13 protein-coding genes are annotated in these 12497 nt (G+C 38.6%); 6 read left to right on the top strand and 7 right to left on the bottom strand.

The window, feature by feature from the left end:
- Positions 1 to 237 precede the first annotated feature (237 nt).
- Positions 238 to 504: a hypothetical protein gene (locus tag H6G74_RS07560; RefSeq protein WP_190967093.1), complete on the top strand. Its 267-nt coding sequence runs from the start codon at positions 238 to 240 to the stop codon at positions 502 to 504.
- Positions 501 to 1316 carry a phosphate/phosphite/phosphonate ABC transporter substrate-binding protein gene (locus H6G74_RS07565; RefSeq protein WP_190967094.1) on the top strand — a complete coding sequence of 272 codons (816 nt, stop codon included), beginning with the start codon at positions 501 to 503 and terminating at the stop codon, positions 1314 to 1316. Before H6G74_RS07560 ends, H6G74_RS07565 begins: the two co-directional genes overlap by 4 nt.
- 16 nt (positions 1317 to 1332) lie before the next feature.
- Here H6G74_RS07565 and H6G74_RS07570 read toward each other — a convergent pair whose 3' ends face one another.
- Entirely contained in the window at positions 1333 to 1824 is a 492-nt protein-coding gene (locus tag H6G74_RS07570) for a DUF1499 domain-containing protein (protein WP_190967095.1), read from the bottom strand.
- Between the two features lie 99 nt (positions 1825 to 1923).
- On the opposite strand from H6G74_RS07570, the gene H6G74_RS07575 reads away from it, so the two are divergent.
- Positions 1924 to 2100 (top strand): hypothetical protein, encoded by a 177-nt coding sequence (locus H6G74_RS07575; protein ID WP_190967096.1) that lies wholly within the window; start codon positions 1924 to 1926, stop codon positions 2098 to 2100.
- Positions 2097 to 2654, top strand: a complete 558-nt coding sequence (locus tag H6G74_RS07580) for an HdeD family acid-resistance protein (protein WP_190967097.1) — start codon at positions 2097 to 2099, stop codon at positions 2652 to 2654. Before H6G74_RS07575 ends, H6G74_RS07580 begins: the two co-directional genes overlap by 4 nt.
- A 5-nt stretch (positions 2655 to 2659) precedes the next feature.
- On the opposite strand, the gene H6G74_RS07585 is transcribed toward H6G74_RS07580, so the two are convergent.
- The 4 genes from H6G74_RS07585 to H6G74_RS07600 form a co-directional block, all read right to left on the bottom strand.
- Complete coding sequence (locus H6G74_RS07585; protein WP_313888464.1) at positions 2660 to 3490, bottom strand: hypothetical protein; 831 nt, start codon at positions 3488 to 3490, stop codon at positions 2660 to 2662.
- 624 nt (positions 3491 to 4114) lie between these two features.
- A complete protein-coding gene (locus H6G74_RS07590; protein ID WP_242051177.1) occupies positions 4115 to 4990 on the bottom strand; it encodes a YsnF/AvaK domain-containing protein in 876 nt (291 codons plus the stop codon).
- Between the two features lie 83 nt (positions 4991 to 5073).
- Positions 5074 to 5979, bottom strand: coding sequence for a DUF2382 domain-containing protein (locus H6G74_RS07595; protein ID WP_190967098.1), 906 nt, complete (start codon positions 5977 to 5979; stop codon positions 5074 to 5076).
- Between the two features lie 259 nt (positions 5980 to 6238).
- Positions 6239 to 7042: a DUF2382 domain-containing protein gene (locus H6G74_RS07600; protein ID WP_190967099.1), complete on the bottom strand. Its 804-nt coding sequence runs from the start codon at positions 7040 to 7042 to the stop codon at positions 6239 to 6241.
- A 320-nt stretch (positions 7043 to 7362) separates the two neighbouring features.
- On the opposite strand from H6G74_RS07600, the gene H6G74_RS07605 reads away from it, so the two are divergent.
- Together H6G74_RS07605 and H6G74_RS07610 are read left to right on the top strand one after the other, a co-directional pair.
- Entirely contained in the window at positions 7363 to 7800 is a 438-nt protein-coding gene (locus tag H6G74_RS07605) for an element excision factor XisH family protein (RefSeq protein WP_190967100.1), read from the top strand.
- A complete protein-coding gene (locus tag H6G74_RS07610; protein WP_190967101.1) occupies positions 7767 to 8099 on the top strand; it encodes a XisI protein in 333 nt (110 codons plus the stop codon). The genes H6G74_RS07605 and H6G74_RS07610 overlap by 34 nt, the downstream gene beginning before the upstream one ends.
- Before the next feature lie 189 nt (positions 8100 to 8288).
- Here the strand turns inward: H6G74_RS07610 and H6G74_RS07615 are convergent, their stop codons facing one another.
- A complete protein-coding gene (locus H6G74_RS07615) occupies positions 8289 to 10016 on the bottom strand; it encodes a P-loop NTPase fold protein (RefSeq protein ID WP_190967102.1) in 1728 nt (575 codons plus the stop codon).
- 152 nt (positions 10017 to 10168) lie between these two features.
- Positions 10169 to 12394, bottom strand: coding sequence for a photosystem I core protein PsaB (psaB, locus tag H6G74_RS07620; RefSeq protein WP_190967103.1), 2226 nt, complete (start codon positions 12392 to 12394; stop codon positions 10169 to 10171).
- Positions 12395 to 12497 lie beyond the last annotated feature (103 nt).

Below are 12497 nucleotides of genomic sequence, written 5' to 3' on the forward strand. Positions count from 1 at the left end.
CACTTATAGAAAATGTTGCAAATATTACAATGAATCAATATTTACTATTGCGGCTGATACTCATTTGCTTTACTAAACATGATTTCTCTGCCATCTAATACGTAGATATATTTTATACAACATCTCTACATTTTGGATAAAAGCTTGCTTGTGGCCTCAAGCTATGCGATATTAATATACATCACTAAATCTATCGAATTACCGTATTTATAGGGCATAGCGCAAAAGGTAGTAACCATGACAGTTGCACAGCAAAATACAGCATCCTTAACTATCGGCTTAAATAATTCTCAGAACATTAATCAAAGCTTGTGGCAGCCTGTGTTGATTGGTACAGCGTTTTTTCAGCGATTGTGGTGGCACACTAAAAGCTATGGCATAGTTTTCAAGATTATGTTTTTGACCTTAATGAGTCTAATTTTCCTCAGCATTCATTGGTCATATCGCAAGCTAATGATAGTTCCCACACTGCAAAATGAATTGGATTTGGAGAGTCATCAGTGAGTGAACTAACAAAGCTGCGAGTCATATCTTACTTAGCACCGAGTTGGTTTGGGTTTTATGAAGCAATTGTGGGTTATGTTGGTCGGATTTTGGGAGTCGAAACCCAACTACAAGCAAGTCAATATGACCCGCTACAAGACCCAATAATCTTAACAAACCAGCTAGATTTAGCGTTTATTTGTGGTTTACCTCTGGTCAGATATAATCAAGTAGCGAAAAATCAACTACAACCCATAGTTGCGCCAGTGCTGGATGCACCACGTTATCAAAACCATCCTGTTTACTTTACGGATGTGATTGTGAATGCCAATAGTCATCTGTATAGTTTTGCAGACTTGGCTGGTAAAACTCTGTGTTACAACGACCTCGGCTCTAATAGTGGTTATAATCTGCTCCGACATCGGTTATTAGAAGGTCAACACCCAAAAAACTTTTTTGGAAAGACCATAGCATCAGGATTTCACCAGCGTTCGATACGTTGGGTGGTGGATGGGCTTGCAGATTGCGCGGGGATTGATAGTGTAGTTTTGGAGCAAGAACTACGAGATTTTCCTGAGTTATCTGAACATTTGCGAGTAGTAGAAGTGATTGGCCCATGTCCGATACCGCCTTTAGTCGCTGCACCACATTTAGATAAATCAGTGATTGGGCAGATTCAAACAGCCTTACTGCAACCTGATGCAGAACTTCAAACCGCCATGACCAAATTTGGTGTCAAGGGTTTCGCTGCTGTAGATTTACCAGACTATGAGGCGATCGCTACAATCTACAATACTGCAATTCAAGCAGGCTATGAAGTAATTGGTAACTGAGCGATCGCACTGCAACTTAAATTTTCAAATCTCGCAAAGCCAAACGAATTTGCTCTAAACGCCTACGGTTGACACCAAGATCAGATTCTCCCACACGAGATGCAGAACGGATATGAATCACTGATTCATTCACCGGAAAATAAAACTCCACATCATCAATAAATTTGAAGATGCGGCTTTTAGAAAGAGCGTGAATGTAATTATCTGTTTGTTCTATCACTTCTGTTCGGGGGACAACAGTGAGAACCTTGAGTAAGGTTGCGCGTGCTGTATCCCGGTCTACATGATAAGCGATCGGGTCAATGGCGTGTTTTGCATCCGCACCTTGACTCACAACACAGTTTGGCGAACTCGGACAAGCAGTTAGATGACCATGATCAATTCCCAAGCTAGAAGCAGCCCAAACAACAGGATTAGTCACGATGAAACTACTAGCTAGGGCGATAAATATGACAACAGCCATATTCAACAGATTTCGCTGTGTAATTGCTGTGAGCCAACGCATCATGATCAATCTACTCCCCAAGGTTGAAATAGTACTTAATTTATAGATAGTAACTTGGGGCGGGAGTAAGGAGCAGAGGAAGCGATTTGTATAAGTAGTTTTGTGAATTGGTATAACTATAACGATGTACGCAAGCAAAGACCTTTACACCGTCATCCAAAAATATTCATCCATCTCGCACCATACAGCATTAGTCAGATGGAAGAAGAGCAAGAAATTTCCATCATAGATTCAAATGACCAAGCCCTTCTGGTAGGGAATAGCTTTGAAAGACTATGAGAATAGGAACCCGGTTAGCAAAAAATTGGTGGACACTCGCATTGCGGGGAACACTCGCGATCATATTTGGTTTAGCAGCATTATTTTGGCCAGGAATTACCTTAACAGCCTTGGTATTTTTGTTTGCGGCCTTTGCGCTAGGTGGTGGAATATTATTAGCGATCGCTGGATTTAAGGATCATCTTGGCAATATTCACGGCTGGTTATTGGTAATTGAAGGTGCAATTGGAATTACAGTGGGAGTTATGGCATTTATTTGGCCGGGAATTACAGCATTAGTTTTGCTGTATCTGATAGCGGCTTGGGCAATTATCACTGGTATATTTGAGATTATTGCAGCCAACCATCTACGCCAAGAAATTGACAATGAATGGTTACTCATCGCTGCTGGGATTGCATCTCTTGTTTTTGGTGTGCTACTGATTATCTGGCCGATTGCGGGAGCGTTAGCAATTTTATGGATAATGGCTGCTTATGCAATTGTGTTTGGTGTTTTGATGTTGCTTTTGGCGTTCAGACTACGCAAGTGGGGTGAGGAACACAGTTTACTTTGAAGATGTTAAGGAGCAACATTCGTAACTACTAATACAGGTTTATTTCGATATTTTGCTGTCAATTGCTTCCGCAAATTTGAATCCCAAGTTAGGTTATAGTCTCGCTCTAATTCGGTAATCACCAAGGGACGTAACACACCAGAGACAGTTACTTGTTCTCCTTGCTTCACTCTTGCTTGTGGCTTGGTGTGGAGTACCAGTAAATCTTCTCCACCAAGCAATTTGTCTTCATCAAGGGTATATGCGATCGCATTACTAATATTTTCAACTTTACCAGTGACAGTGAGTTGTTTACCATAATAGGCACTGGGGTTGGTAGTAAGTTCACCAGGATTAGGAGATAAAGCTAGTGATTTGGCAACAATTACTGGTTGATCATCGTAATCGCTGTAATATTCAGATTGCAAATCTAACTTATAATCTCGATTGATTTGTGCTAAATCAAATCTGCGGACTTGTCCAGTAATTTGCAGGGGGATGTCATTTGTACTGGGCAATGTAAAAGGCTTACCTGTAGCATTAATCACCAAAATATTTTGATTATCAAATAGTTCCTTATCGTTAACTGTAAAGCTTGTAGGGCCAATTAAGCGAATCGGTTGCGTTCTAATTGTGACAGTTTTACCGATAAGTTCATCTTTTTTATCTGTTACTTCTACAATTTGGCTATCTACTACTTCTCGACTAACTTGGTTGCGTTGTTGCTGCGGCGTGGCTGGAGTGATGGCCTGTGGTTCGTTATAACTGCAAGCTGGAAGGACGATTGCCATTAATGTAAGAGCGATCGCTCCTTTAGCTTGTTTCCAGTTAGGATAAATAGTATTTATATAGTTCACAATTCAACATCTCCTTTTTAAAATGTCAAAGCTTTATTCAAAACCAAATTAAAAAGCCATTTAAATGTACCAATAAAATAAAATCAGTAATTGATTTATATACTGAGATTATATTTTTATCATTGTTTTTTCTTCTATCCTTTGAGCAATTTTTTTCCTCTAACTTGAGATATATAAAAGAGGAATCCGGTTTGTTCCAAACATCGCCCTTATCTTCCTTGTTTCTCTGGTCTTCTCTATCTCTGAATGACGGGATATTTTTTAATTATCAGTTCCTAATGTTGCATTTTATTTCTATCTAAAAAGTTTAATTGACAATAAACCCTACCTTTGGGAAGATGTAAAGCTAAATCAGCAAAGATAAATTTTAGTCATTTACTGTTTCACACTCAGCAAGCTCCTCAAGGAAATTCTTGGGAGCTTTATTAATGGCTATTGAAGAAGTCAGATGCCAGAATTCAGAATCAATTAGTAGGGGATTATGAAGCACAACAAACTATAGACAGATTTTAGCTGAGTCTTAAGCATGAATTATGACTCCTGACTCCTGAATTCTATTTGATAAACTATATAAAAAAGTAGGGTGAATAATTTTCACCCTACTATTAGTCATCTGCTAGAAACTTATAAAAGAGATTGAGGTTTTTGACCTTTAGAGCAACGGTCAAACCATTCTTGATATTTTTGTTTGTGTGATTCATCTTCACATAAAATCGATACTCGCACACGCGGACAGCCGTGATTTTTTTCGAGAGCGATCGCATTTAAAATTAAACTAGCAATTTTCGGTGAACTAAACTCTCCATTCACAGTGAAATCACCAGCAAAGTTGCTAACTGCACCATCTTCTGTTGCGGTTAAGGTAATCTCAGAACTGTCTTCTAAACCTAAATCTATTTCTGCAAGTTGCTTTTGTTGTGGACTAACTTGTTCCACAATTAATTTCTCCCGCCGGACAGGTACTTGTACTATCCGCGTTTCAATTTCTTTGCGAACAATTACTTCGCCAATTTTATGTATATTAGTATCAACTACTAACTGTTCTTCTAATAAACGAACAATATTTTCTTCCGTAAATTCTCCCAAATTAGCTTGTTCCATATTACTATGCCCACTAGAATTTTCAGATAATACTTGATAGCCAATTATTTGAGATTTTAAATGTTCAGGTATATATTCAATTGCCGCTTTATCTATATTTAAAAAAATAGATTTAGTGATAGTGTCTATTCTTTGAATTTTTTGACTCCACACTAAAGCAAGTTGTTCTTTAAATACTCGTTGTTGCCCAAATTGGGTTTGATTGATAGTTTGGAATATGACTAAATTTAATCGACGCTGATTATCTAAGACTAAATCTCTGACTTTACCAACCAATTGACCTTGGTTATCCATAACATCAAAACCTACAACCTTAGTTTTTAAAGTTGCTAGTAATTTAGAAATAGTAGGTTTCTGATTGACTGGTGTAATATTATTTATCATTGGTTGGCTATTCATCACCCTAATTTGATAATTATGAGTACAGGCAAAGCTGATTCATCAGCCTTACCTGTACTATGTCTAATCTAATTCCGCTTTAATTAGCGTTCTTCAACTGGAAGTCCTGGAGCATTTACATCTAGCTCTTCTCGACGTATTGTTTCTTGAGCGTCAACGGTATCTTGCTCTACAACTTTTCGGACTCGAACTTCTTCACGGACAAATGCTTCTTTGCGAATGTCAGCAGTTTCTTCGTGAATTTCTACACGCGCAACTTCCCCTTCACGAAAGTCAGCTTCACCAGGCGCAACAACTCTACCAGCGTCATCTGGGGTAATGCGTTCAATGACAACATGCTCTTTTTCCACTGGTACGGAAACTCTAGCAGTTTCAGTTTCGATATGTTTGCCAACAGCAACTTCACCTGTTTTTTGTCTTCTCTTATTAGCAACTAGCCGTTCTTCATATAATCTCAAGGTTTGATGGTCTTGTTCATTTAATCCAAATAAAGAAGGCTCTTGCTCATAATTATAGGTATCGCGGGTGAAAGTTGGTGTGGTGACTGCTGTTGCTGGAGTAGCTGTAAAACCTGTATCTAATGTTGCAGTAGTATCTAGAGGTGTGGCTGTATCTACAGGGGTGGTACTATATTGGGGATTACGATAAACACCACGTACTCGTTCTTCATAATCGTAATCAACTTGGCGTTCGTCAAATTCTGGTAAGTCTTCTGCTTGCTCTCTGGTCATACCCACAGCATAAACGCGATCGCGCCCATAATCAATGCGGCTACGACCTACCGGCAATAATACTTTTTTACCAAAAATCCAGAAACCTAAGTCAACAACTAAATAGCGAAAATGTCCTTCATCATCAACTAAAACATCATTGACTGTACCAATCTTTTCATCATTTCCTTCCGTATATACGCCTAAACCTTTAATATCATTACCTTCCAGAGTATCACGATAGTCTGGATCAAATTCATTTAATTTGTAAAGAGACATTATATTTTCCCTCTGAACTCTTATATCAACTTTCAATTCTTAAGGTAAAAATTTATTCTCTTCTATACATCTTTCTCTCGAATGAAGTACCTTAATTTCAAATTATCGAAAGGGAGATATTTTTCCGCCTCATACTATTTCAATTTATGGATAATACAAATAGAGACATAGAGGCTAAAGAACAAGGTCAAAAGCCCCTACATTTTTTTGAATTTTGTGCTTTTAACTAAATAGTTCCTTGACTATCTTTATTATCTACCTACAACTCGCCTGTAGTATTCACATCTAACTCTTCGCGGCGAATTGTGTCTTCAGCTTCTACGGTATCTCTGTCTACTACCTTTTTAACTCGTACTTCTTCCCGAACAAAGGCTTCTTTGCGAATTTCTGGTGTTTCTTCGTAAACTTCTATACGTGCTACTTCACCCTCTTGAAATCTCACTTCATTGGGGTCAAGGACTGTTCCTGTTTCTGTGGGTGAAACTCGCTCAATTACAACACGTTCTTTTTGAACAGGGACTGTAATTCGTGCAGTTTCAGTTTCAATATGCTTACCGACAGCAACTTCTCCGGTTTTAACGCGCTGTTTATTAGCAATTAGTCGTTCTTCATAAAGTCTGAGTGTTTGATGATATTGATCATTTAAATTATATAAATTAGGTTCTGTTTGATAATTGTAGGTATTGCGATCGTAAGTTACATTACTGTTACTAGGACGAAATACACTGCGTACTCTTTCTTCATAATCTTCATCAACTGTATAGTTTTCATGATACTCAGGTAGCATTTCTACTTGCTGTTTACTAAGTCCATCGACATATACCCGTTGTTCGGAATAGTTGATGCGTGAAAGACCGATTGGTAGTAATATTCTCTTACCAAAAGTATCAAAGCCTGTGTCAATCACTAAATAGCGAAAACGTCCATTTGGGTCAACTAAAGCATCACTTACGGAACCAATTTTTACTCCGCCCTCAGTATAGAGTTCTAAACCTTTAACATCATCACCGCCAAATGTTTCTCGGTATTGAGGGTCAAATTCTTCAAGTTTGTAAAGAGGCATAGCTGGGAAGTTTTTGAGGAAATATATTTATATCTCTAAGCTAGAAATTCTTGTGCCAGGAATCCTCTAACTGATGGCTGAATTCTCTGAAGATATTTATTGCTGCTCTCTATACCCGCCGCAATCATGCGATGATATTCGTCTATTGTGCTGTAGTTAGACTCATAGCGATCGCGTTTCTCTTGCCTTTGTTATTTTAATAGTAATCTAATCAAAATCAGACATTTAAAGTATCCTTAACCGAAATGTATCAACAAATAAAACCTGATATTTGAGATAATAATTGCTTGTAAACACATTTTTATGAGCAACATTTAACTTTGTCTGCTAGAGATGCCTTTCATGAAGTCGTTAAAACTGCTCTCGAAAAAGATGGCTGGCTAATTACACATGATCCTTACCCGTTGCAAGCAGGTACATTTGACTTAGCTATTGACCTTGGTGCAGAAAAAGTAATTGCAGCAGAAAGGGAAGGATGGAAAATCGCTGTCGAAATCAAAAGTTTCCTTGGCCCATCAAAAATTTCCGAATTTTATGGAGCTTTAGGGCAATTTATAGCATATAGGTCTGCCTTAAACTCTCAAGACCCTCAACGAGTTTTGTATTTAGCTGTATCCAGTGATATTTACGAGCGATTTTTTGCAACTTCGTTTATTCAAGGACTTGTAGTGCAGAACCAACTTCTTCTCTTAATTTACGATATTGATAGGGAGGTAATTGAAAGATGGCTACCGTCGATGAATACAGACAACTTATAAAAAACTTACTAAACGAACACGCTAAACTTGTGTGGGATGAACGTATCCAAGCTCAAACTATTTTTGATACTGAACATGACCACTACCAATTAGTCTATGTTGGTTGGCGCGATTCTAAACGAGTATATGGTACGGTTCTTCACCTTGATATTATCAATGACAAAATTTGGGTGCAGCAGGATGGTACAGAAGTAGGTATTGCAAATGAATTAGTCGAATTAGGTGTCTGTAAACAAGATATTGTTTTAGGCTTTGACCCACCAAAAATGCGCCATTATACTGATTTTGCAGTGGGATAATTAGTATTTTTTAAATTATACCAAATTGAAGAATGATTGCGACAAATGAACTGCCCAAAAGCTTACCAGTAAAGCCTGTCTCAATCCAAAATCTAAAATGGTATTAATTTTGATTAAAGTAGTTTATAGGCGATCGCTTTTTGGCTGATATATAAGATAGCTTGATAAAGTGAGGTTATCTATTAATAATCAGTTTTCATCATTAGTATTAGGCAAATTATCTATATCTATATTGTAAAGAAATTTAGCTCTAATTTTATTTAACTTACTCTTTTTGGCTAATATGCGAATAGCTTGCTCTAACTTTTGGGATGCAGGTAAACCAAATTTCAAAAACTGTTTAACCATCAGATATAAGTCAGAATCACCTTTTTCAAGCCATTGAATATATTCTTCAACAGTACAGTTGTTTATAAATGTAACGTTTTCCTTCTCCCAAGGTGATATTGAAAGGGAATTGCTATTGATTATATTTTTTATTGCTGTGGAAATATCTAAGCTTTGCAGATATTGATTTTTTTGTTCTTCTAGATATACCGCTAATTCAGGATGTTTACGCAATTTAGCTCTAAATACATTTAAATCATTAAAATAGTGTGGGTCACTATTTTTTAGTTTATGTTCTAATAAAGCTTCTTCGTATTGACTAATATCAAGTTCTACAATTGATGCTAATTGTTCAACTTGCTCAAATTCGGAAATACTTAAATATAGATGATTCTCTTCAAGAAAAGTTTTAATTTCTTCAATAATTTCTTGTTCAGAATTTCCAAATGAATTATGATATGGCTTACCAAGATTACGCAACTTTTCAATAACTTGATTTTTTTCTTCTCTCTCATTAAGAATTTCTCCTCTTTTAATAAACTCTGTTTCATCATAGCTAGACAGCGATCTTTCAACTGAATTTATTATAATTTCATCAATCTCCAGAGAGTTATAACCTATATAAGATAATTTGTGTACAAGTTGAATCTGTTCCTCAAAACCGTCGTTATTTTGATATTTTGAAGAGTCTGTTAAAGATAATATGTTATCTATAGTAATGGAAGAATTTTTACAAAAATCTGTATCTATTGTTACTAAATTAATAACAATACAATTTCTTATAACTTGATTACGTAAACTAGGTTGCCAATCCGCTATTAAAGGACTAAGCTCATCAATCAGCCATCTAGTTTTACGAAAAACACGAATATTGTTGGTAAGAGTCTTTATAAAAACTGATTTGATTACTTCTATATCAGGATGATCTTCAAAGATAAAATCTAAGTTTTCTTCTACTGTTGGAGCAAGCGTAAATTCTCTATCAATGACTTTCTCCCTATAAATCTTTAATGTTTTTTTGGAGGCTTGATCGAGATTATCATCACTATAAATTAAAATAATTTTACATTTTAATTCCTGAACTAGATATTCAACAAAGCCAAGCAGCTCATCGATTGGCAGCTTAGATTTTCTTTCTAAATCATCAATACATATAATTGAGTTTCTGGCATTTTCATTAAAAAGTATATTCAGACCTAAATCACCAACCGCAGACATTAGTGAGCCTACAATTTGCATAGAACCTAACTCCAATTTTGGAGTTTTCTCTAATTTTGCAGCGTTAATACTTAACCATTCAACTGTATTATTTATAAGTTTATTAACACGATTTGAATTGGATTGATGAGAATTTGCTATTATTCTACCTTTTAATTGTTCAATTGAAGAAATACCAAATACGGAAGCATAATAATAATATTCGCCACTATGTTCATTTAATAATTTCTGTACTAAATGGGTTTTTCCCACCCCCCATTTTCCCTTGACAGCTAAAACCCTATAATGTTCATTATTTAAAAATTTATTAATAATATTTTCAGCTTCCTCTCGACTTACCCCTGAACGGAATATATTTGTACTGTCAGTCATAAATACTTTTTAGTCTCCGATAATAAATAAAATCACAATTACTTTATCTTAGACGTATTAAATTGTATTTGGTTACATACAAAAACCAACAAAAAATCCCCCACCTCGCGGCGGGGGATTTTTATTACTTACCTACAAAACTAGTAGCCAGATCAACCGAACTTACCAGCAGTGGAGGCGATGAGGAAGGCTGCGTAAGTGAGGACATAGCCAACGGTGAAGTGAGCTAGACCAACCAAACGAGCTTGAACGATGGAGAGAGCAACGGGCTTGTCTTTCCAGCGAACTAGGTTAGCTAGAGGAGTACGCTCGTGCGCCCAAACCAAGGTTTCGATCAACTCTTGCCAGTAACCTCTCCAAGAGATGAGGAACATGAAGCCAGTAGCCCAAACTAGGTGTCCGAAGAGGAACATCCAAGCCCAAACAGACAGGTTGTTCATACCGTAGGGGTTGTAACCGTTGATCAACTGTGCAGAGTTAGCCCACAGGTAATCACGGAACCAGCCCATTAGGTAGGTAGAGTTTTCGTTAAACTGAGCAACGTTACCTTGCCAGATACCCAGGTGTTTCCAGTGCCAGTAGAAGGTTAACCAACCTACTGTGTTCAATGCCCAGAACAGAGCTAGATAGAAGGAGTCCCAAGCGGAGATGTCGCAAGTACCGCCACGACCAGGGCCATCGCAAGGGAATGCGTAACCGAAGTCTTTTTTGTCTGGCATTAATTTAGAACCACGAGCATCCAAAGCACCTTTGACTAGGATGAGGGTGGTGGTGTGTAGACCTAGTGCGATCGCATGGTGTACCAAGAAGTCGCCAGGGCCAATTGTTAAGAAGAGGGAGTTGGTGCCAGCGTTAATGGCATCTAACCAACCAGGCAACCATACGTTTGCATAGTTGGGGTAAGCTGTGTAAGCAACGCTGTCAGGGTTGGACAACAGAACATCCAATCCGTACAGTACTTTACCGTTAGCAGCTTGGACGAACTGAGCAAATACTGGCTCAATTAAGATTTGCTTTTCAGGAGTGCCGAAGGCAACTACTACGTCGTTGTGAACGTACAAACCAAGGGTATGGAAGCCTAAGAAGAGAGATACCCAGCTTAAGTGAGAGATAATCGCTTCTTTGTGCTTCAGTACGCGATCTAATACGTTGTCTTTGTTTTGTTCTGGGTCGTAGTCACGTACCCAGAAAATTGCACCGTGGGCAAACGCACCAACCATCAAGAAAATCGCAATGTATTGGTGGTGGGTGTACAAAGCTGCCTGGGTGGTGTAATCCTTAGCGATAAACGCATAGGCAGGCATGGAGTACATGTGCTGCGCCACCAAAGAGGTAACAACACCCAAACAAGCCAAGTGCCAACCTAATTGGAAGTGCAGAGAGTTGTTGTAGGTGTCATAAATGCCTTGGTGGGGCATGTTGAAGGGGCCTTCAACTTTTTGGCCAAAGAAAGTTTTGGCATTCATCATCTCTTTGATGCTGTGACCAATACCAAAGTTGGTACGGTACATGTGACCAGCGACGATGAATAATACTGCGATCGCTAAGTGGTGGTGAGCAATGTCAGTCAACCACAGAGCTTCTGTTTGAGGATGGAAACCACCCAAGAAGGTCAGAATTGCTGTACCAGCACCAGTGGATGTACCAAAGAGGTGGCCTGCAGTATCTGGGTTTTGGGCGTAAACGCTCCAGTTCCCTGTAAAGAAAGGCTGTAAGCCTGCTGGGTGGGGAGCAGTGGTTAAGAAGTTATCCCAACCTACGTGCTGTCCACGAGCTTCGGGGATAGCAACGTGAATCAAGTGACCAGCCCAAGCCAAAGAGCTAACACCGAACAAACCAGCGAGGTGATGGTTGAGGCGAGATTCAGCATTCTTGAACCAAGCGAGGCTGGGGCGGAACTTGGGTTGCAAGTGCAACCAACCAGCGAACAATAACAGGGCTGCAAATAGGAGTAGACCTAATGAGCCAATGTACAGTTCTTGGTTTGTCCGCATACCGATGGTGTACCACCAGTGGTAAACACCAGAGTATGCAATGTTTACAGGATTACTAGCACCAGCTTGGGTAAAAGCTTCAATAGCGGGTTTACCAAAGTGGGGATCCCAAATCGCATGAGCGATGGGGCGGACGTGTAGAGGATCTTTGATCCACTCTTCAAAGTTACCTTGCCAGGCTACATGGAACAGGAGGCTGGAAGCCCACAAGAAAATGATTGCCAGATGTCCGAAGTGAGTAGCGAAAATCTTTTGGTAAAGATTTTCTTCGGTCATACCATCGTGGCTCTCAAAATCGTTACCCATTGCGATCGCATACCAAATGCGCCGCGTGGTTGGGTCCTGTGCGAGATCCTGGCTAAATTTTGGAAATTTTGTTGCCATAGCTTTGATATTTCCTCTGACCCTTAGCCATCAGGTTTCAGCTTCTAGAGGTCTGAGTTTTGAGTTCTAAGTTTTGATTACTCAGCACTCACAACTCAGCACT

The sequence above is a fragment of the Nostoc spongiaeforme FACHB-130 genome, from assembly GCF_014698475.1.
GTDB lineage: Bacteria > Cyanobacteriota > Cyanobacteriia > Cyanobacteriales > Nostocaceae > Nostoc_B > Nostoc_B spongiaeforme.